The following is a 20,904-nucleotide window of genomic DNA, read 5'->3' on the forward strand; positions in this document are numbered from 1 at the left end:
GCAGAATCGGTCCATGACGCAGGGATCAGAGCCATCCACGCATGCCGCCCGGCGCACCGACGACACCGTTCTGTCCCGCTTCGAGCGCTGGGTGCGCGACACCCCCGGTGCGCGGGCCGTCGTCGCCGGTACCGAGAGTCTCACCTACGGCCAACTCGACGCCCGCGCCAACCAGTTGGCGCACCACCTGCTGGCCACCGGACTGCCCGACGGGGCCGTGGTCGCCGTGGGCACCGCCCCGCGGGCCGAACTCCTCGTCGCCCTCCTCGGCATCCTCAAGGCCGGTGCGGCCTACGCCGTCATCGACGTCCAGAACCCGCGCACCGGGCGGCTCCAGCTCGCCGCCGCCGGCCCCTTCGCCCTGCTCGGCGACGCCGCGGACCGGGCCCGCCTGGACGACGGCGGCGACCTGCGGGTGATCAGCCTCGGCGCGGAGGCGGCCGCGCTGAGCGCACTGCCCACCGACCCGCCGGTCCGGGCCCCGAAGGCGGGTGTCCCGAAGGCCCGCGCCGACCAGGCCCGAGCCGACGACCGGACCCGAGCCCCGCAAGGGGACACCGCCGCCGTCCTGTTCACCGCGGGCGCGGACCACCGGGCCGTCCCCCTCGGCCACGACCGGCTCCTCGCCGCCCACGACGGCTGGGCCGAGGCGGCCGGGCTGACCCCCGAGGACCGGCACCTGATCACCGCCGGTCCCGACCTCACCCCCTTCGCCGCCGGGTGGACGCGGGCCCTGTGCGAGGGCGGAGCCCTCGTCCTGCCCGGGGGCCCGCGCTGGACGGCCGAGTCGCTGCGCCGCGCGGTCGACGCCGAGCGGGTCACCGTCCTGCACACCGACCCGGGCACCGCCACCCAGCTCCTGATGCGCGACGGGGAGGCGGTCCTGTCGCACACCCTGCGCCGCCCGGACGAGGGCCTGCGGTCGCTGCGCATGGTCACGATCACCGGCGACCGCCTCTACCTCGACGAACAGTCCGCCCTGCTCGCCCGGTTGCGGTCCGGCGCCCGGGTGCTCAACGTCTACGGGCTCACCGAGTCGGCGGGCACCGGCGCCTGGTTCGAACTCCCGCAACTGGCCGGCCCGTTGGACGGGGTCGAGGAGCTCTCGCTGATCGGCACCCCCTTCCCCGGCTGCCGGGTGGGCGTGCGCGACGGGGAGATCCGCCTCACCGTGCCGGGCGGCGGCGAGGCGATCCCGACCGGCGACCTCGGGGCGCTGCGCCCCGACGGGCTGCTGGAGTTCGGCGGCCGGATCCGCGACCGGCTCACCGTGGACAACAGGCCCCTCGACCCGCATCCCGTCGAATCCGCGATCCGGACGTACGAAGGGGTCGGCGGCGCGGTCCTGGCCGAGGTCCGGGGCGCCGGCACGGGCAAGAACGCGCAGCCGATGCTCGTCGCCTACCTGGCACCGGCCGCGGAGGACGACACCTGGCCCCCGGGCTCCGACCTTCCCGACAGCGGGCAGTTGCGCCGGCACCTGGGGGGCAGGATCCCGGGCGCCATGTTGCCGCGCGCCGTGTTCCGGCTGCCCCGGCTTCCCCGGGACCGGGCCGGCCGTGAGCAGCGGACCGTGCTGCCCCTGCCCGCGTCGTCGGCCGAGGACGCGCGGACCGCCGACGGGGGCAAGTACGGTGCGTTCACGCGGGCAGGGGGGTCCACGGCTGCCGGGACGGCCGGTTTCGTCTTCTTCTGCGGGATAGCGCTGCTCGTGCTGGGAGCCTTCGCCATGGGCCTGGCCGCGATCCTCTGGCCGGGGTCCATGGACCTCACGGGCGTCCCGAACCCCTACGCGACGCTCTTCTTCCTTCTCTACCTGGCCGAGTCCTGGTCGTTCGCCGCCGGTGTGCTGTTCCTGTTCGCCGGCCGATCGCGGATGCGCCGCCACATGCGCCGGGGCCCCGGCATCACCGCGGCCGCCCACCTGGCGATCGTCTACCTGCTGGCCGCCTGGTGGCCGCAGGACAACCTCTACCGGCTCGCGGCCAAGCAGGACTGGCCCCAACAGGCCGCCCTCGTTTACGCCTTCAACATCCCCTTGATGATCGCCGCCGGCATCGTGGCGGTCTACGTATCCCGTCCGCCGGCCAGCGCCTTCGACGTGGACCCGGACTAAGCCCTGTCGTCGCCCGCCTGCTCGAACATCGCCCCGACCGACAGTGCCCCCGCCCGCACCAGCCGTTCGGCCGCGTCCAGCGCCTCCTTGTCGGTCGCGGCCACCAGGGCGCCCATCCATGGCGCCGGCTCGAAGGCGCCGGTCGGGATGGCGGGGACGAACACCGACCCGATCGCGGCGCACCGGCGGGCCAGGTCCTCGCACAGTTCGTCGAACGCGGCCTCCGGCAGGCGGGCGCCCAGTTCCACCCGGTCGGCGATCCGTACGAGGTGCCCCGCGCCCCGCAGTTCGTCGAGCCGGGCCGCCACCATGAAGGCGACGGAGGGTCCGGTCAGGCGCAGGTTCGTCTCGGTCGGGGCGAGCCGTCCCGCGCCGTCGGCGACGAAGTCGACGTCGAACCAGCCCCGGTAGCCGGCGGCCGACAGCTCCCGGCCCACCGCCTCCCCGAAGGCCAGCAGCGGCTTCTCCGCCCACCCGGGCACCACCCCGGGCCCCACGGTCGCCCCGCGGTACCCGCCGTCCGCCACGTCCATCACCGCGCCGCCGACCTCGTGCACCCGGCCCCGCGCGTCCACGAACCCGTCGTACGTGAGGTCGCGCGGCTCCTCGGCGTCCGCCGGGCCGGCCACGTACTCCTCCACCAGCAGCGGTCCGCGCGGCAGCGCGCGCAGCACCGCCCGCGCCCCGCCGGCCGCGCGGACCCGCTCGGGGGTCACCACCGTCGTGCCCGAACCTCCGACGCCGTGCTCCGATTTGAGAACAGTGCTCTCGCCCGCCCTGGCCCGGGCCGCCAGTAGTCGGACCGCCGCCCGCCGGGTGTCCGCCCGCCACTGCGCGGGCAGCGTGATCGCCGGGTGGCCGCCCTCCGCCAGGATCCGGCCGAACAGCTCGTGAGCCGCCGACTTCGACTCGTACCGCAGCTCACCCGGGCGCCACGGCCGTCCCGACAGCCGAGCGAAGGGGGCGGTCAGCCCCCACGGCACGAGGGGCGCCGCGGCCCCCTCGCAGCCCGCGGCTACGGCCCCGTCTGCGGCCCCGGTCAGCCGTGCGGTCAGCGCCGGCCGGGCCCGTACGGAGTCCGACAGACCAGGACCCCGCTCCGCGAGCCCGTCGTACACCTCCACACCGGCGGGCCAGCCCAGTTGGCGCCCGACCAGGCCGATCCAGCCCGCCGGCACCGTGCGCGGCAGCACCAGCGCGGCCGGCCGCGGACTGTAGAAGGCGGCCAGGCAGGCGTAGTGGTGCGCGGCCCGCTGCTCCCGGTCCAGCGAGGCGTCGGCGAACTGCGCGTTGTACTCGGCGACGTTGCCCACGTGCACGGCGGCCACGCCGCCCGTCCAAGCCCGGGCCCAGGCGGCCAGGGGCGAGGGCGCCACCTCGAACCGCACCAGTTCGCCGGGAGCGCCCGGACCGCCCCGGTACGCCGCGCCCAGGGCCCGGTAGAACCCGGCGGCGTGCGGATCGGAGTCGATCACCAGCCGGCGGAAACCGAGCCCGGCGGCGCGCCGCAGCACGTCCCGGTAGAGCAGGCGGCCCACTCCCCGCCCGATGGCGGCCGGCTCCACGAAGAGCAGCCCGAGCCGCCCGAGCGGCGGCTCCCCGTCCAGGGAGGCGAGCCCGAGCACCGGGGCACCGCGGCCGCCGCAGCCGTCGTCGGCTCCGCCCTCGGCGACCACGATCCGCCGCCGCACCTCGTCGCCGGCCCCGATCCGCAACTCGGGCGCGCAGGCGGCCAGGAACTCCGCGTCGTACCCCCAGTGCGCCTTCGACCGCATGACCAGCACCGTCAGCGCATCCGCCTCCGCGGGCAGCGCGGGCCTGAGCTTTGCCACTTCCTGACCTCCCCATGGTCCGGTGCCACAGCGTGCGATAGATTCGGCCACCGCGCCGACAGGCGCGCGACGTACTTCCTACCCACCCGGAGACGGCTTCTCAATGAGCGACATCATCAACGGACTCGGCCGCACCACGGCATTCGGCGGCGTCGGTCTGGTGCTGCTCATCCTCGGCATCGTCCTCGTGGACGTGCTGACCCCCGGCAAGCTGCCGAAGCAGATCTGGGAGGAGCGCAACCGCAACGCCTCCGTCATGCTCTCCTCCGCGCTGCTCGGCATCGGCGGCATCGTCTTCACCTCGATCTGGACGACCTACGACGACTTCGGGAAGGGCCTGCTCTCCACCGCGGCCTTCGGCGTCCTCGGCCTGGTCCTGATGGCCGTGGCGTTCCTGGTGCTCGACCTGGTGACCCCGGGCAAGCTCGGCGCCATCGTGGTCGACCCCGAGCCGCACCCCGCGGTGTGGGTGACGGCCTCCTGCAACATCGCGGTGGCCGCGATCGTCGTCGCCTCCATCGCCTGACGGCGGTTCACGGACATCACGACGCCGAGAGCGCCGCTCCCTTCGGGGAGCGGCGCTCTCGTTTCGTACCGGTGCTCCCAGGCCCCGCGGCGTCTCCTACGCGAGCCCCAGCGCGAAGACAGCGAACCCGGCCGACAGCACGCCCGCCACGGTCCGGCGCACGGTCGTCGCCTTCGTCCACGGCTGCTCGAACCGGCGCGCGTACCGGGCGATGCCCACCAGCAGCGCCGCGAAGACCGGCATCCACGCCAGCCTGCCCGCGATCCACCCCAGGGTGTCCGGCGCCGTCGTCAGCCCCGCCAACCCGCCCACGGACGAGCCCGGCACGGCGGCCGCCAGCATCGCCGTCTGGTGCCAGCACAGGATCGTCATCGCGCACAGGTTGATCACGACCACCGGCGCCCACAGCGCCGGCCGGGCCAGCAGCCGGGCCAGCCGGTCCCGCAGCAGGATCGCCGCCCCCGACTGGACTGACGCCAGTGCCAGGACCAGCAGCGACGGCGGGTGCGAGTTGGTCCGGGCCTCGCCCGGTACGCCGACCATCGACGCCGGGTAGTGGAAGACCACCAGCAGTGCCGCGAACAGCACGCCCCCGCCCGCCAGCAGCAGCCATGCCCCGCGCCGCCCGATCCGCCCCTCGCCCCACGACACGCCCAGCTGGTAGGCGAACAGCCAGCCCGGAAGGATGTTCACCAGCGCCAGCCAGCCCGGCACCGAGTCCGCGAAGGGCCCGTAGCGCAGGAAGTCGACCAGGGCGACCGAGCCGAGCAGCGGAGCCGCCGCCCAGCCGCCGAGCCGGCGGGCCGCCCGTACGCAGTAGGGGGTCAGCGCGGTGACCGCCACGTACACCCCGACGAACCACAGAGGCTGGATCACCAGCGTCGCCCCGGTCCGCAGCGTGGCCTCCGGCACCCCGGCCGCGTACAGCAATGGCGCGGCCAGCGCCCACACCGCCGTGACCCCGAGCACCGGCCGCCCGAGCCGGGCGATCCGCCCCTTCAGCCACGAGCCGGTGGTGCCGGTGCGCCGCCGGAAGGAGAGCACCGAGGCGTAGCCCCCGACCAGGAAGAAGATCCCGAGCATCTGGAGCAGCCAGCCGGCCGGTGCCAGGCCACCGAAGGCGGAGAGCGGGCTGGCATTGTGGAGGGCGCCGTCGGAGTCGAGGGTGAACCCGCCGAGCAGCCAGTGCCCGGTGGGCACGGCCAGCAGGGCGAGCGCCCGCAGTCCGTCGATCGCCCGGTCGCGGTGGGCGGGGGTCTTGGCCTCGATGCGGCCGGCGGTGGCCCGCGCCTTGGCGAGGAGGCTCGGCGTGCTCATCGGGATTCTCCCGTCGCGATGGCGGCGAACGCCTTCAGGGACTGGGTGCCGGGGGTGAGGTAGCCGGTGTGCCCGGCCACGTCGGCGGCGGGGACCGGGCGGGCTCCGAAGGCAGCCGAGGTGGGGTCGGCGCCGTGGCCGAGCCCGGCGAACTCCACGTTGGGGACGTCGGAGATCCAGTCGGAGGGTCCGCGCGCCGCCCACACGCGGGCGGTGGTGTGCAGCCCGGCGGCCGTGTCCGCGCGCATCCCCGGGGAGCCGAACGCGACGATGTCGGTGGCGTCCGTGTCCCGGGCGGCCAGTCCGCAGACCACCGAGCCGTAGCTGTGGCAGAACAGCACCGGGTCGGGGGCGCCGACCGCGTTGAGCCCCTGCGTCAAGCGCGCCAGGCGGACCGCGCCCGCCTGGGCGAGCCGCCCCTGCGCCGCGTCCAGCCCGACCCCGACGGGCGTGGTGTAACCGGTCCACGCGATGACGGCGGTCGAGTCCGAGGAGGCGGCCCGCAGCGCACGGGCCATGCCCGCCGGGCCGGTGTGCGGGGCTCGCGGGCGGTCGTAGGTGGTGGCGTCGTTGTCCGAGCCCGGCACGATCACCGAGACGTGCGCGGCCCGCTCCAGGTCCCCGAACACCTCGGCGACCGTGCCCCGCCCGCGCGGGTCGAAGGCCAGGATCTGCCGGCCGGGCGCGCCGAGGGAGGCGAAGCGGTCCTCACCCGAGGCGAGGACCGCCAGCCGGTTGGCCTCGTACCTGAGAGGGAGCGGAGCCCCGTCCAGATTGCCCGCCACCAGCGGGTGGGACCGTACGAGGCTTCGCGCCCGGCCCTCGTCCAGCCCGGCGAAGAACCGCGCGACCTCGCGCGGCGTCGCCCGCGCCGGATCCGGCAGCGGCTGCCCGGACACCGTGTCCGCCCGCCAGGCGGCGGTGCCCGGCGGCGGCCCGGTGACCGCCGTCTGGGTGTCGGCCGAGGCCCATCCCGCGGTCCCCCCTGCGACGGTCGCCGCGAGCGCGGCCGTGACCAGTGTCCTTGCGAAGCGGCGCATGCCCCTTCTCCTCTCCTCGTGACGAGGAGGAAGGTAAGAAGGAGGTGCCGGTCGGGGCGTCGGACCGTGGAGCCAAGTCGGATGTCATACCCCGGTAGGGGGTGGAGGAGACCTCGGACGCGGCAAGGGGTACGGCGGGCGCGGCGCCCGGAGAGCGGAGCCCGACCCGCTGAGCCCGACCCGCTGAGCCCGGCCCGCGTGCCACGGCGCGCGGAGCCCGCCGCCCAGGTCAGCCCTTCGCGTCGCCCGGCCGCACCAGCCCCGCCTCGTAGGCGAAGATCACCGCCTGGGCCCGGTCCCGCAGGTCCAGCTTGCCCAGCACCCGCCCGATGTGGGTCTTGACCGTCTGTTCGGCGAGCACCAGGTGCCCGGCGATCTCCTGGTTCGACAGTCCGCGCGCGATGAGCTCCAGTACCTCGGTCTCACGCGGGGTCAGCCCGTTCAGCCGCAGCGCCGGGTTCTTGCGCGGCGCCGGCCGCCGCTCGACGAAGTCGGCGATCAGCCGCCGGGTCACCGAAGGCGCGAGCAGCGCCTCGCCCGAGGCGACGACCCGGACCGCCGCGATCAGATCCGCCGGCGGGGCGTCCTTCAGCAGGAACCCGGAGGCCCCCGCGCGCAGGGCCTCGTACACGTAGTCGTCGATGTCGAAGGTGGTCAGCATCAGCACCTTCGGCCGGTGCACCACCCCCGGCGGGGGGTCGAGGAGCTCGCGGGCGGCGCTCAGCCCGTCCATCTCCGGCATCCGGACGTCCATCAGCACCACGTCGGGGTGGACGGTGCGCGAGACCTGGACGCCCTGGCGCCCGTCGGGCGCCTCGCCCACCACGTCGATGTCGGCCTGCGCCGACAGCAGTGCGGCGAACCCCGCCCGCACCATGGCCTGGTCGTCGACGATGATCACGCGGATGGTCAAATCTGTTCCTCTGCCGGGGCGTCCAGGGGTAGGCGGGCGGCGACCCGGAAGCCGCCGTCGGGCAGTGGACCGGTGTCCAGCGTCCCGCCCGTCAACCGTACGCGCTCCCGCATCCCCACCAGACCGTGGCCGGTGCCGGAGGTCTCCAGCGCCACCACCGCGTCTTGGGCGGGGCCGTTGACCACGAGCACGAGGACCTCCTCGGCGTCGAACGTCACCGACACCCGGGTCGGCGCGCCGGGCGCGTGCCGCACCACATTGGCGAGGGCCTCCTGCACGATCCGGTACGCGGACAGGTCCACGGCCGGCGACGCCGCCTCGGCGGCCCCCGCGGCCAGCGCCAACTCCACCGGCTGCCCCGCCCGTACGGTCGCCTCCACCAGCTGCTGCAACCGGCCGAGCCCCGGCTGCGGGGCCAGGTCGCCGCTGCCCGTCTCGTCCCCGCGCAGCACCGTCAGCAGCCGCCGCATCTCGCCCAGCGACTCCCGGGCGCTCGCCGCGATCGCCGCGAACTCCTCCTGGACCGGCTCCGCCATGCCGGGCAGCCGGTAGGGCGCCGAATCGGCCTGCACCGTGATCACCGACATGTGATGGGCCACGACGTCGTGCAACTCCCGGGCGATGCGCGCCCGTTCCTCCAGCAGGGTGCGCCGGGACCGCTCGGCCTCGCTGATGCTCTCCTGCTCGGCGATCTTCTGTCGCGCGTCGCCGAGCCCGCGCAGCGCCCCCGTCAGAGCGAGCACGACACCGGAGAGCACGAACAGCAGGGCAACGGTGTTGATGATCCCGTCCGGCTGGAAGAAGCCCAGCACCACCCCGGCCGCCCCGGTCGCCAGCCACACCCAGACCAGGGTCCGGATGGTCTCCCGCAGCCCCAGGCAGGCCATGAGCACCAGGTAGCCGATGATCACCATCGGCGTCCACGGCCAGGCGTGCCGGGCCACCTGGTCGGCCTGGGTCAGGACGACGGCCCCGACGATGTCCGCGAACAGCACCAGCGCCCACGCGGGCAGCGGCCGGGTCACGGCGAGCAGCAGCGGCACGGTCTGGGCCACACCGAGCGCGCCGGCCCAGCCGCCGCCCGCCTTGTAGTCGTTGGTCAGCACCACGATCGTGACCGGCAGCAGCGTCATCACGCACACCGCGGCCACCGCGTACGGCATCATCCGCTGCCAGGCCTTGGGCGCCTGGGCGAACAGCGGCTCGGCGGCGCGCGCGGGCGTGCGCAGCGACACCGCGAGCTGGGTCAGCGCGCGCGGCGCCCCCGCGGCGGACGCGGCGGCACCGGCCGCCTTGGCGGCGGCGGAAGCCTTCGCGGCGGCGGACGCGGACAGGGATCGGGCTCGTTCGCTCATGATCCGTCCAGCGTATGCGCCCGCGGACGGGCCGGCCCCGTGCGGCACCCACCGTCGAGGCCGCGGGTCCGGGTCGGGAAGCGGTCCCGGGACGGGCAGCAGGCCCCGGACCTGGTCGGCATAGACTGCGCCAGGCCTGGACGATCACCGAACGGCGGGGGAGCGGGAACGCATGGGCGGGGCAGCCGCGCTCGAGAAGCTGATACCGGTCGTACTGGCCTTCGGCGCCGGCGTGCTGCTCGCACGCCGCAAGGTGGTCCCCGCCGAGGCCTCCAAGGTCTTCGCCGACTACGCCTTCCTCTTCGCCGTCCCCTGCTACCTGTTCGGCAACATCTACGCCGCGAACCTCTCCGCCCTCTTCGACTGGCGGGCCATCGGCGGCTACGCGGCGGCCGCCGCCCTCGCCGTCGCGGCGGTCGCCGCCGCCTCGGCACTGACCGGACTGCGGGAGCCGCGCGCCGTGGCCCTGCGCGTGATGGCCGGGGTCCAGGTCAACACCGCCTACTTCGCCGTCCCCGTCTTCATCACCTTCTTCGGGACGGCGGCGCCGATCTTCCCGGTGCTGCTCTTCCAGGTGTGCGTCCTGTCGCTCGTCGTCATCGCCATCATGGAACTGGGCCGCGGCGACCCCGGCGCGGGCGGCCCCGCGCAGCGCCTCGCCCGGGCCGTCGGCTCCTCGCTCCTCACCCCGCTGGTGCTCGCCTGCAACGCCGGGATCCTGCTCAACCTGCTCTCCGTGCACGTACCCGAAGTGGTCCTGGACGGGGCCGCATTCGTCGGAGACAGCGCCTCCCCGGTGGCGCTCTTCGCCCTCGGCCTCCACCTCGGGGGCATCGGCCTCGACATCCGGGGCACCACGCGCGAGGAAATGGCGCTCATCGGCTTCAAATGCCTCGCCTTCCCGCTGCTGGCCTGGGCGGTGTGCGGGGCGCTGTTCGGGGTCCGGGGCGAGTGGCTCACCTACCTCGTGCTGATCGCCGCGATGCCGACGCCACAGAACCTGTTCATCTTCGCCCAGCGCTACGACGTGGGCGTGGACCTCTCCGCCGCCGTAGTGATCAAGAGCTCGGTGGTGTCCCTCCTGCTGCTGCCGCTCTGGCTGCAGGCCGTGGCCTCCTGAGGACACCGGCACGGCACGGAGCCCGGGGCGGCCGGGAGACAGGCCCCGGAACCGTCGTTCCCCCGGCGGGCTCCGCTCGTTGACCGGGCATGGAGCTGCCGATCATCGCGGCGCCCGGCGTCGGGGAACGGGCCGACGCCGTGGCCGATGCCGCCTGCCACCTCTACGACACCATCGCGCCCTGGGGCCACGCCGCGCCCGGCGGGTGGAGCCGCAGCGCCGCCGAGGACGCCGCCGAGGCCATCGAGACGGCCGCGCACGCCCTCGCCCTCGCCCACCCGCGCGCCGAGGTCATCCTCGGGCCGGTCCACACCGCCCTCGCGGACCTGCGCCGGCAGCTCGGCCTCGCGCCGGCCGACCTACTGACCGCGGACGGGCTGCCGGCGAGCCCGCGCACGGTCGGCAACCCGCGCCGCACCCGCTGGGTGCGGGTGTTCACGCCACCCGCGCCCCGGCAAGAGCCGTCTCGTACAACTTCCTGATGTCGGCGCCGAAGTACGAGCTGTAAGAGGTGTCGGAGGTGTCCCCGCCCGTCTTCCAGCCGCCGATGACCCCGACCACGTCGCCCGTCTCGGTCCGCTCGTCGTAGCCGGTCAGGAAAGGGCCGCCGCTGGTCCCGCCCGGATAGCCGGTGCAGTCGATCCGCAGGAACGATCCGGGGATCCTCGGATCGGCGCTGGTGAACTTCGTCGTCCGGTTCACGCACAGGCGCGGTCGGGCGGCGGAGGCCGGGTAGCCGATCAGCGACACCTTCCTGTGCGCGTACGCGGCGCCGGTGACCAGGCGGTTGCCGCCCACCACGTCCTCCACCGGGAACCCGTCGGCATCCGGGCCCACCTGGGCGAAGGCCACGTCGAGGGTGGCGCCCTTGTCCGCGCCGAGCTGCCGGTAGCGCGGGTCGATCCACACCTTGGAGCGGCCCCGGGTGTCGCGCAGGATCGGGAACATCCCGTACGGCTGCGGGTTCCCGGCCGTGTACTGCGGTACGAAGGCCACCTGGCGGGCATCGGTTCCCAGCAGGCAGTGCGCCGCGCTGAGCACCAGGTCGCGGCCGGGGGAGGAGACCACGCTCGCGGTGCAGAAGTACGCGCCGCCGCCCTTCATGACGAACATCCGGCCGACGACCGGGATCCCGTCGAAGTCCTGCCCCGTCCCGTCGCCCGCCGCCGGGGCTCCGCCGCGGGTGACCGGGACGGCGGAGGCCATCCGGTCGGGGGTCCAGAAGGACTCCGCCTCCCGGGCCGACCACCGTGTGGCGGGCAGCGGGGCGTTCCCGGCCTCGGCCAGGGGCAGCGGCCCGGCGGGGACCAGCAGGGCGGCCGTCATGGCCGCCACCGTCAACGTACGTCGCATGTCCGTCTCCTTCTTCGTCGCGTCGCTGGAGCTGGAGCTGGAGCTGGAGCTGGAACTGGAACTGGAGCTGGAACTGGAACTGGAGGGTGAGGAGGGCCGGGGAGGGAGGAGGCGCAGGGCTAGACGGCCTGGGGGAAGCGGAAGAGGCGGTCGGGGTCGTAGGCGCGCCGGACCGCTTCGAGGCGGGCCAGGTTCGGCCCGTAGTAGGCCCCGCGCCAGCCGGTCAGGCCGGGGTCGGCGTAGTTCTGGTACGCGGATCCGCTCGCCCAGGGCCGCAGGTCCCGCCAGAGCGAGTCGAGCCAGCCTTGGTGCCGGGCGATGTCGGCGGCCGGCGCCGCGTCGGGCCAGTAGGCGAGATACTGCGCGAGGAAGCCGGCGGAGCGGTGCGCGAAGGCGGTGGCGGTGGGCGCGATCCGGTTGAGGGCGCCGCCGCACACGCCGTCGAACTGCACCACCCCGAACCCGCCGCCCGGCACACTCCCGGCGTAGCGCCGCACGGCGGCCAGCACCGCCCCCACGGCCGGCTCGGTCAGTCCGCCGGGCGCCCAGAAGTCGGAGCGGGCGGCGTAGGAGTCGCGGCCGAGCCGCCCCCGGGGGTCGTGGCCGGGCAGGGTGCCGGGCAGCCGGCACTCGGCGGGGCTCCGGTCGAGGCAGCCCGACATGGCGCGGACGGTGTCCCCGTAACCGCGTACGACGATCCAGCTGTCCCGCGGCGGACGCCCGGCCAGGTCGGACAGCCGGGTCAGCTGCCGTTCCAGCTCGCCGCGCCCGCCGTCCAGGCAGAGCACCCGCAGGGCCGGGGTGGCGGCCGGGCCGCCGTCGACGGTGAACTCCACCTGGCTCCAGAAGGGGTCCGGCAGCGCTTCGAGCCAGCGCTGCCAGCCGCGCAGGACGGCGGCGGAGTCGGTGGCGGTCCAGTGGAGTTCGGCGAAGGCGCAGTCGGTGACCGGGTGCGCGCGGAAGCGGAAGCCGGTGACCACGCCGAAGTTGCCGCCCCCGCCGCCGCGCAGGGCCCAGAACAGCGCGGGATCGCGGTCGGCGTCGGCCTCGCGGACGGTCCCGTCGGGGGTCACGACGGTCGCACCGGTGAGCTGGTCGGCGGTGGCGCCGTAGGCCCGGGAGGCCAGGCCCAGCCCGCCGCCGAGGGTGAGCCCGGCGATGCCGACGGAGGGGCACAGTCCGGTCGGCACGGCCAGGTCACGCCCGGCGAGGGCGGCGTTCACGTCGCCGAGCCGGGCGCCCGCGCCGATCCGCACGTCGGTGCCGGAGGCGGACACCTCGGCCATGGCCCCCGCGTCGATGACGAGCCCGGCCTCGCGGGTGGACCAGCCGGCGTAGCCGTGGCCCCCGCCGCGCGCGACGACGGGGACGGCCGAGCGCCGGGCGAAGTCCAGACAGGCGGCCACGTCTCCGGGGTGCGCGGGGTAGGCCACCGCGCCCGGCCGGACCTTGTCGTAGCGGGGCTGGAAGAGCCGGCGGGCCTCGGCGTAGTCCGGGCCGTCCGCCGTCACCACCCGGCCGTCGAGCGCACGGGCCAGCGCCCCGAAGTCCGGGTCCCGGGCGCGCCGGCCCGCCGCGCCGAGGGAGGCGAGTGCGCCGGCGGCGCCGACCGCGAGGACCTGGCGGCGGTGGAGGCTCATCCCTCCTTCCTGCCACCGCCGCGCCCGTTCGGGGCGAAGGCGGGCCCACGGGGGCCGAGTTGCCCCCCGAACGGCCCATACCCGGGTGCCGTCAGGCCCCCCGGCCGCTGCCGGACGGCGTCAGGGGCCCTGCGGGGGCTTCTCGCGGTCGTCCGGTGCCCGGATCAGGCGGGCCGTCTCGGTGAGACCGGCCCCGGCCGGCAGCGCGGCGATGTGATCGGGCGGGGTCCGGTACACGTCGAGCTCGACCGGGTGCCCGTACGCGTGTTCCAGCCGGATCTGTTCGTCGCCCGCCTTGAGCGCGATCGATACGTAGCCGCCCGGCGCCGGCGCCCGGGCGAACCCCGCGAAGATCGGTGCGAGTTCGGAAGGCGGCGTGCGGACGGTGGAATACCGGGCCAGGACCCGCCCAGGACCCCTTCCGCAATGTCCGGCGCTGCCGTCGAACCGAACTCAGACCCCCGCCAGTGGATTGTCCAGCTCGGCCCACTGATCGCCAGGGGTGCCCGGGCTCAGCCGCATCAGCGTCAGCGCCTTGGTGGGCAGCGGCCCGCCCAGCAGCGCCTCGGTGTCGGCCGTGGCCGCCAGTCCGGGCGCCGCCGCCGCGAGATCCGCCGCGAGCGCGGCCGCCGAACCGGCCGTGGAGCCGAGCGCGCCGGCCACCAGGGATCCGAAGAGCTTGCGCCGCAGGGCGGTCACGTCGTCGGTGATCAGCCGCCCGGTCAGCGGGGGCACCGGCAGTCCGTGGCGGGCGAGCCGGGCCGGGCTGATCCGGATGTCGGCGAGATCGCGGTAGACGAGGCGGAGCGGGGTGCCGTCGGCGGCCAGGACGACCAGGAGGTTCTGGCCGTGGGCCTCCAGGGCCACCCCGAGGTCCAGCACCCGCAGGCACACGGACAGCGCCAGGCGGGCGAAACCGGCCCGCCAGGGCGCGGAACGCGTGTACGGGGTCAGGGCCAGCGCGGCGACGGGCAGCACGCGCTCGCCCGCGCTCGTGTCCGCGTACGCCTCGGGGGGCTCGCGGAGCACGGCGGCCAGGTCCGGGGTGTGCGCGGTGACGGCGCCCAGGGTGCGGGTGATGTGCAGGCGGCCGTCGAGCCGCTCGGACAGGCTGTGCGCGAAGGCGGAGACCGCCGCGGCCGTCTCGACGGAGTAGGCGGAGATGTCCCGCACCGAGGAGGTGAGCCGGGTGCTGAGCGCGGTCTTCACGTGCGGCCCGCCGTCGGCGGGGGCCAGGGTGCGCAGCGCCATCAGCGGGTGCGCGGCGGGACCGGGCCGGACCTCCTGCCCTGAGGGTCCCTCCTGTTTGAAGACGTGCTCGGCCTGCCACGGATGGACCGGTACGAGGATCCGCCCGGCCTCCCGCCACGCGGCGGGCCAGTCCCCGGCGACCAGGCACTCCTCGGCCCGTACGGCGGCCAGCCCGAGGGTGACCCGCGGCCGGTGTTCGGGCGCGTACGCCAGCTGCTCCCCGACCGTGAAGCCCGGCCGGGAGCGGCAGTTGGGGTGGTACGGATGCCCGTCGACCACCCGTTGCTCCCACTCCCAGGTGGTCCGCGGCTCGGTGTCGGCCCAGGTCGGCTGCCCGGCCCGGGACAGGGCGAGGGAGGCCGTGCTGTCGTCGAGCTCGGCCGCGAACTCCTCCCCGTGCGGCACCCCGAGCCCCGCCACCAGCCGGGCGGCCCCCCGGTACGGGCGGCCGTCGAGCAGCAGCTCGGTGACGTACGGCGCCGTCGCGTACGGGTCCGCCGCCGGGCCCTCCAGCCGGGCGCCCGAGGCGAGGCGCAGCGCCAGCGCGCCGGAGCCCCGCTCCCGGTGCGCGATCCACGGCAGCGGTTCGCAGGCGAGCGCCCGCCACAGACGGGTCAGTACGGCGGCGCGCGCCCCTGGGAGCGCGGCGGCGTACGCGGGGCCGAGGGCGGGCCGAATTCCGGCTGGGGCGGCCAGTTGGGCAGCCACGGCCTCTTCGGCCGGCGTGTCGGGGAGGTACATGCTGAGGTCCAGGGCCCCGATCCTCTCGGATGACGTGGTGATCACATCATCGTCGCGGATGCTGAAGATCGCGGCCGGTGGTACGCCCCGCGCACCTCCGGCTCCGGCGCACGGGATGGACCGAGTGACTCCTCCCCCGGCTGAAGCCGGGGGCTTCTCGTTGCGCCGTGTTGGTGCGCGTGGTCGAGCCGCTGACGGCGGACCGCGCCGTGCAGTTGGGAAGGAAGCCGTGCCCAGCCTGAGGGCCGGGCGGCGTTCCCTGGGAAGATCAAGGGATGGAATCAGTGGACCTCAACGCTGCCGACAGCGCCGCCGCCGACGCCTACGCGGCCGCCCCGCTGTTGAACTGCCTGCTCAGAGAGGCGGCCGAGCCGGCCGGGGCCGGAGGGGGCGGCGCGAATGGTGCGGGCGCCTACCGGCTGCTCGGCAGCGGCCGGCTGCTGCGGGTGAGCGGTGGGCGCCGGCCCGTCCGCCCCGAACTGCGCACGGCAGACGGCTGGCACCCGCTCAGCCATACGGAGCTGGTCAAGCTGGTCTCCGACGAACTGCTCCAGTACACCGGCGTCTCCAACGGCGAGCTCCCGGTGGAGATCGCCGACAGCCGTGAGGCCGTCGCCGCGCTGCTCGCCGCCCGGGCGGTGGCCGAGCCGCCCTCGGATCCGTACGTCCGCTCCGAACAGGCCCTGGTGATGGGGCACCCGCACCACCCGGCCCCCAAGGCCCGGGGCGGGGCCCCGGCCGCGGGCTGGCTGCCGTACGCCCCCGAGGCGCACGCCCGCTTCCCGCTGGTGTTCCTGGGGCTGCGCGAGGACCAGGTGGTGGAAGAGGGCGGGCCCGCGGCGGCTGCCGCGATCGACTCGCTCGCACGGGCGGTGGGCGGGCCGTGCCCGCCCGCCGGCTACCGGCTGCTGCCCGCCCACCCCTGGCAGCTCGACCTGGTCGGTGCCCGGCCCGCGGTGCGCGAGGCCCTCGAGGACGGCCGGTTGCTGCTGCTGGGGACCGGGCGGCTACCCGTCTGGCCGACGGCCTCGATCCGGACCCTGTACGTACCCGGCGGCGGCTGGGACGCCGGCCCGGCGTCCCAGGCCGCGGGCCTGCCGGACACCGGTCTGACCGGCGCGGGCCTGCCGGATGCCGGTCTGACCGGCGCGGGCTTGCCGGACACCGGTCTGACCGGCGCGGGCCTGCCGGATGCCGCTGCGGGCGGTGCCGGCCAGAGCGGCGGCGACCTGTTCGTGAAGTTCAGCCTCGACGTGCGGATCACCAACGACGTGCGCCGGCTGTGGCGGCACGACCTGCTGCGGCTCCGTCGCACGGACGCGGCGGTCGAGGCCGGCTTCGCCGACCTGCGCCGGTCCGGATCGCGGGCGGCCTGGCTGCCCGACCGGGGTTACCGTACGGCCGCCTTCGCCTTCGAGGAGCTCGCGGTGCTGGTCCGCGACGGCCTGCGGGCACACGCGGAGCCCGGGGTCACGCCGCTGCTGGCGGCCGCGCTGGCGGAGGGCTACCCGGGCAGCCCGCTCGCGGCCGCCGCAGACCCGGCCGCGTGGTGGCGGGCGTATCTGCGCGAGGTGGTGCCGCCCGTGCTGTACCTGTTCGCCCGGCACGGCATCGTGCTGGAGGCCCACCTCCAGAACACCCTGGTCGCCGTCGACGCCGAGGGCATGCCCGCGCAGGCGCTCTTCCGGGACGCGGAGGGCGTCAAACTCCTGCCGGACCTGGAGCGCGAAGCGGCCTGGCAGCGCCTCGTCTACTGCCTGGTGGTCAACCACCTGACCGAGGTGGCGGGGGCGCTCGCGCAGAGCCACCCGGCGGCGGCCGGAGCCCTGTGGCCGGCGGCCCGCGCGGAGTTCCGGCGCTTCGACGAAGCCCACGGTCTTCCCGAGATCGCGGCCCTGCTGGCCGCCCCCACCCTCCCGGCCAAGACCAACCTGCTGCTGCGCTGGACCCGGGCCGACGGGGCGGACGCCCGCTACCTGCCGCTTCCCAACCCCCTGCACGGCCTGGGACGTCTCTAAAGCGGGGGGCAAGGTTCCGGCCAATCCGGGCCGGTTGTCGGCGACCCCCTCACTAAAGGTATAGACCAATGCTACGTTGGTCGGGCAGACCGCGCAGTCCTTGACCTCCCGTCAGAGGAGAAGCCATGCCCTCCCCTTCGCGGGGTGGCGGCCAGGCCGCCATGCCCAAGTACCAGCGGATCGCCGCAGCGTTGCGGCGCGAGATCGACCACACCGCACTCACCCCCGGAGCCAGGCTGCCCTCCGAACGCAGCCTGGCCGCCCGCTACCAGGTCAACCGGCAGACCATCCGGGCCGCCCTCCAGCACCTGCGCGAGGACGGCCTCGTGGTCACCGGCCGGCGCGGCACCCGGACGGCCCTCCCGGCACCGCGACCGCGGCCCCCGGCGGCCGTCCCCGCCCCCGTCCCCGCCCCCGCGCCCGCACCGGCGCCGGCGGGCACCCCGGGCCCCGCGCAGAACTGGCTCACGCTCGTCACCCTGGCCCCCGCCCTCGCCGACCAGCTCGGCATGCGCGGCGGCGAGCGGACCCTGGTCCACCACCACCGCGAAACCGGCCCGGGGGGCGAGACGCGGCGGCACGAGGTGACGTACCTCTGCCCGCGAACCGTCGACGGGACGCCGGAACTGGCCCGCTACCGCGACCGAGCGGCGGCCGGTGTCCGGGACGAGGACCTGGGCGCCCTGCACCAATGGCTGGAGCGGGCCGCGCGCAGCGGCCGGGTCGCGGAGACCATCACCATGACCCGGACCAGCTTCCCCCAGGCCCCGGCCCCCGCGGGCGGACTCTCCGTACGCCGCACCCTGCACGACGTCTCCGGCGGGCTGCTCGCCGTCACCGACCTGGCCTTCCCCGGCTGGGACCGGCTGACCTTCGACCGCTCCCACCCCGCCATCGGCTTCCGGGTGACGTAGGCGGCGCAGGTGACGGCCCCGCGGCGCCCGATCCGCCGCGCACCGGCTACGACCGGCTACGCACCGGTGTGGATGTCTCCGGAGGTGGTCGAGGTGATGACCGCCCGGCGGCCCAGGTCGCCCGGTGGGATCCCCGGGTGGTGGCCGCCCGGCCGCCCCGCCGCCGGGGGCGCCCCGAGGGAGAGGCGCGAGACGATCCGGTAGCGGTCGCCCCGGTAGACGGAGTGCACGTACTCCACGGGGCGGCCGGTGGAATCGGTCGTGAGCCGCTCGATGAGCAGGGCGGGGGAGAGCAGCGGGACGTCCAGCAGGCCCGCCTCCGCCTCGTTCACCACCGTCGGCTCGATGGACTGCTGCGCCTCGTGCACGTACACGCCGTGGTGGTCGCGCAGGTGCTCGTACAGGTCCCCGGCCTCCAGCTCCGCCGGGGTCAGGGCGGGCACCAGGGCGGCGGGGATGTGCAGGTGCTCGATCGCCATCGGGGCCCCGTCCACCAGCCGCAGCCGGGCGATGTAGAGGAGCTGCGCGCCGGGCGAGATGCGCAGCCGGCGGCCGATGCGTGCGCCCGCCTGGACGGTGGAGTGCTCCAGGAGCCGGCTGGACCAGTGTCCGGCGGCCTGTCGCATCGCGAACGCGGCCTCCGCGGCGGCCAGTTCCTGGGTGATCTTGGCCGGGGCGACGAACATCCCGCGTCCGTGCTCCCGGACGATGACGCCCGTGGCGACGAGCTCGTCCACGGCCGCGCGCAGGGTGGGGCGGGAGACCTCCAGGGTGGCGCACAGGGTGCGTTCGGAGGGGATCGCGTCACCGGGCCGCCGGACGTCGATGAGGCCCAGCAGGTACTCGCGTACCCGCTCCCGTTTGAGCATCGCCCCCGACGAGTCGGACTTGAGCACCGCCCCCGACGAGTCGGAAGAGCCGGATGCGCCCTTCTGCATGGCCGGACCCCGTTTCCCTCTGGTCACCTGTCCAACTGGTCATGTGCATCTAACCATTCGGTCACTGGCGGGCGCGAGGTCTCTGCGGAAATCACCGGGAGCGCGCGGGGTTGACGGTGAACGCGGGTCGTGTCACCTTCTAGCCACTCAGCTAACCAATTGGTCAGTTGGTCAACTCGCTACCTCCTTCCTTGAGTTGTCCCCGCGATCAGGTGAGGATCCACGACGCCGTGCCCGCCGCCGCCCTGCCCCCCGACCTCGCGCTCGTCCCGCGCCCCGACTCGGTCACCGCCCAGCCCAGACGCTTCGCCCTGGACCGCCGCACCGGACTGCGGGCCGGCCCCGGCGCCGGGGCTGCGGCCGACCTCCTGCGCGAACTGCTCACCCCCGCCACCGGGTTGCCGCTGCCCCCGGACCCCGACGGGCGGATCGCCTTCCTGCTGGCCCCCGGGGAGAGGGCCCTCGGAGCCGAGGGGTACGCACTCACCGTCCACCCCGACGCGGTCCTGCTGGTCGCCGCCCGCCCCGAGGGACTGCTCCGCGGGGTCCAGACCCTGCGCCAGCTCCTGCCGCCCGAGGCGCTGGCCGCCGAGGCGCCGGGCCCCGGGGGCGCGCGGCCCCGTACGCCCGCTCGCGCCTGGTCGCTGCCCTGCGTACGGATCACCGACCGGCCGCGGTTCGCCTGGCGCGGAGCCATGCTGGACGTGGCCCGCCACTTCCAGCCCGCGGCCTACCTACGGCGCTTCGTGGACCTGCTCGCCCTGCACAAGCTCAACGTCCTGCACCTCCACCTCACCGACGACCAGGGCTGGCGGATGCCGGTCGCGGCCTACCCCCGGCTCACCGAGATCGGCGGACGCCGCGCCGAGAGCGTGGGCGACGGCATCCCGCACCAGGGCTCCTACACCCGCGCCGAACTTGCCGGGCTCGTCGCCTACGCCGCCCGGCGGGGGGTGAGCGTCGTCCCCGAGATCGAGATGCCCGGCCACGCCCGCGCCGCGCTCGCCGCCTACCCCGAACTCGGCAACCGGCCCGGCGTCCGGCTGGAGCCGTGGACCCGCTGGGGAGTCTGCGAGAACGTCTTCGGGGTCCACGACGGGGTGCTCGACTTCTGCCGGGCAGTGCTGGACGAGGTCGCGGAGGTGTTCCCCGCCCCCTACCTCCACGTCGGCGGAGACGAATGCCCCCGCACGGAATGGGAGCGCTCGCCGGCCGCCCGCGCGCGGATCGCCGCCGAGGGCCTGTCCGGACCGGGCGCCCTCCACGGCTGGTTCCTCGACGCCGTCGCCGCGCACCTGGCCCGGCTCGGCCGCCGCCCGCTCGGCTGGACCGACACCGGAGCCGAACTCCCCGCCGCCTTCACGGCGATGGCCTGGCGCGACGCGGACCACGGGCGGGCCGCCGCACTGCGCGGCCACGACGTGATCATGGCCCCCTACCGCTCCACCTACCTCGACTATCCGCAGTCGGCCGACCCGGGCGAGCCCCGCGGCCAGGACGGCGTGCTCGATCTGCGCGGCGTCTACGACAACGAGCCCGTCCCCGCGCACTGGGAGACCGAGGCCGCGCGCCGCGTCCTCGGCACCCAGGCGCAGCTGTGGACCGAGTACGCGCGCACCCCGGCGGAGCTCGAATACCTGGCCTTCCCGAGGCTGTGCGCCCTGGCCGACACCGCCTGGTCGGCGCACCGCGACTGGCCGGACTTCCGCCGCCGCCTGAACCACCACCAGACCCGGCTCGCCGCCCTCGGCGTGCGCGGCCGATCCCCGCACCACACCGTCCCGCAAGCCCCTCTGCTCACCAAGTGATCCCCCCACCCCGAGAGGACCC

General features: G+C 75.3%; 16 protein-coding genes. 7 read left to right on the plus strand and 9 right to left on the minus strand.

Annotation, left to right across the window (positions count from 1 at the left end; all coding sequences use genetic code 11):
- Positions 1 to 13: 13 nt before the first annotated feature.
- A complete protein-coding gene (locus tag J7F03_RS17340; RefSeq protein ID WP_214950354.1) occupies positions 14 to 2,116 on the plus strand; it encodes an AMP-binding protein in 2,103 nt (700 codons plus the stop codon).
- Here the strand turns inward: J7F03_RS17340 and J7F03_RS17345 are convergent.
- Complete coding sequence (locus J7F03_RS17345; protein ID WP_308379652.1) at positions 2,113 to 3,948, minus strand: GNAT family N-acetyltransferase; 1,836 nt, start codon at positions 3,946 to 3,948, stop codon at positions 2,113 to 2,115. The genes J7F03_RS17340 and J7F03_RS17345 overlap by 4 nt on opposite strands.
- Before the next feature lie 103 nt (positions 3,949 to 4,051).
- Here J7F03_RS17345 and J7F03_RS17350 point away from each other — a divergent pair, with 103 nt between their 5' ends.
- On the plus strand, positions 4,052 to 4,474 hold the full coding sequence (locus J7F03_RS17350) for a DUF350 domain-containing protein (protein ID WP_214950356.1): 423 nt from the start codon (positions 4,052 to 4,054) through the stop codon (positions 4,472 to 4,474).
- A 96-nt stretch (positions 4,475 to 4,570) separates the two neighbouring features.
- Here the strand turns inward: J7F03_RS17350 and J7F03_RS17355 are convergent, their stop codons facing one another.
- The 4 genes from J7F03_RS17355 to J7F03_RS17370 all read right to left on the minus strand — a co-directional run bounded on the left by J7F03_RS17355 (position 4,571) and on the right by J7F03_RS17370 (position 9,099).
- Positions 4,571 to 5,791: an acyltransferase gene (locus J7F03_RS17355; RefSeq protein ID WP_214950358.1), complete on the minus strand. Its 1,221-nt coding sequence runs from the start codon at positions 5,789 to 5,791 to the stop codon at positions 4,571 to 4,573.
- Positions 5,788 to 6,831, minus strand: a complete 1,044-nt coding sequence (locus tag J7F03_RS17360) for an alpha/beta hydrolase (protein ID WP_214950360.1) — start codon at positions 6,829 to 6,831, stop codon at positions 5,788 to 5,790. Before J7F03_RS17360 ends, J7F03_RS17355 begins: the two co-directional genes overlap by 4 nt.
- A 229-nt stretch (positions 6,832 to 7,060) precedes the next feature.
- Positions 7,061 to 7,744: a response regulator transcription factor gene (locus J7F03_RS17365; RefSeq protein ID WP_214950362.1), complete on the minus strand. Its 684-nt coding sequence runs from the start codon at positions 7,742 to 7,744 to the stop codon at positions 7,061 to 7,063.
- On the minus strand, positions 7,741 to 9,099 hold the full coding sequence (locus J7F03_RS17370; RefSeq protein ID WP_214950364.1) for a sensor histidine kinase: 1,359 nt from the start codon (positions 9,097 to 9,099) through the stop codon (positions 7,741 to 7,743). Before J7F03_RS17370 ends, J7F03_RS17365 begins: the two co-directional genes overlap by 4 nt.
- Before the next feature lie 172 nt (positions 9,100 to 9,271).
- Between J7F03_RS17370 and J7F03_RS17375 the strand changes: the two genes are divergently transcribed.
- On the plus strand, positions 9,272 to 10,219 hold the full coding sequence (locus tag J7F03_RS17375; RefSeq protein ID WP_214950367.1) for an AEC family transporter: 948 nt from the start codon (positions 9,272 to 9,274) through the stop codon (positions 10,217 to 10,219).
- Between the two features lie 89 nt (positions 10,220 to 10,308).
- A complete protein-coding gene (locus tag J7F03_RS17380) occupies positions 10,309 to 10,701 on the plus strand; it encodes a hypothetical protein (protein ID WP_214950369.1) in 393 nt (130 codons plus the stop codon).
- Here the strand turns inward: J7F03_RS17380 and J7F03_RS17385 are convergent.
- From J7F03_RS17385 to J7F03_RS17395, 3 genes are all read right to left on the minus strand, one after another.
- On the minus strand, positions 10,655 to 11,572 hold the full coding sequence (locus J7F03_RS17385; RefSeq protein ID WP_214950371.1) for a trypsin-like peptidase domain-containing protein: 918 nt from the start codon (positions 11,570 to 11,572) through the stop codon (positions 10,655 to 10,657). The genes J7F03_RS17380 and J7F03_RS17385 overlap by 47 nt on opposite strands.
- A 119-nt stretch (positions 11,573 to 11,691) precedes the next feature.
- Positions 11,692 to 13,212 carry an FAD-binding oxidoreductase gene (locus J7F03_RS17390; RefSeq protein ID WP_214950373.1) on the minus strand — a complete coding sequence of 507 codons (1,521 nt, stop codon included), beginning with the start codon at positions 13,210 to 13,212 and terminating at the stop codon, positions 11,692 to 11,694.
- 453 nt (positions 13,213 to 13,665) lie between these two features.
- A complete protein-coding gene (locus tag J7F03_RS17395; protein WP_214950510.1) occupies positions 13,666 to 15,204 on the minus strand; it encodes an IucA/IucC family siderophore biosynthesis protein in 1,539 nt (512 codons plus the stop codon).
- Between the two features lie 275 nt (positions 15,205 to 15,479).
- Between J7F03_RS17395 and J7F03_RS17400 the strand changes: the two genes are divergently transcribed.
- Together J7F03_RS17400 and J7F03_RS17405 are read left to right on the plus strand one after the other, a co-directional pair.
- A complete protein-coding gene (locus J7F03_RS17400; RefSeq protein ID WP_214950374.1) occupies positions 15,480 to 17,222 on the plus strand; it encodes an IucA/IucC family protein in 1,743 nt (580 codons plus the stop codon).
- A 125-nt stretch (positions 17,223 to 17,347) separates the two neighbouring features.
- The gene (locus J7F03_RS17405; protein ID WP_214950376.1) at positions 17,348 to 18,136 is read left to right on the plus strand and encodes a winged helix-turn-helix domain-containing protein; all 789 of its coding nucleotides are present in this window, start codon (positions 17,348 to 17,350) and stop codon (positions 18,134 to 18,136) included.
- Between the two features lie 56 nt (positions 18,137 to 18,192).
- Here J7F03_RS17405 and J7F03_RS17410 read toward each other — a convergent pair whose 3' ends face one another.
- Positions 18,193 to 19,005, minus strand: coding sequence for a GntR family transcriptional regulator (locus tag J7F03_RS17410; RefSeq protein ID WP_214950513.1), 813 nt, complete (start codon positions 19,003 to 19,005; stop codon positions 18,193 to 18,195).
- 299 nt (positions 19,006 to 19,304) lie between these two features.
- On the opposite strand from J7F03_RS17410, the gene J7F03_RS17415 reads away from it, so the two are divergent.
- Positions 19,305 to 20,882: a beta-N-acetylhexosaminidase gene (locus tag J7F03_RS17415; RefSeq protein ID WP_214950378.1), complete on the plus strand. Its 1,578-nt coding sequence runs from the start codon at positions 19,305 to 19,307 to the stop codon at positions 20,880 to 20,882.
- Positions 20,883 to 20,904: the final 22 nt, after the last annotated feature.

Source organism: Streptomyces sp. ISL-43 (genome assembly GCF_018614195.1).
Lineage (GTDB): Bacteria > Actinomycetota > Actinomycetes > Streptomycetales > Streptomycetaceae > Streptomyces.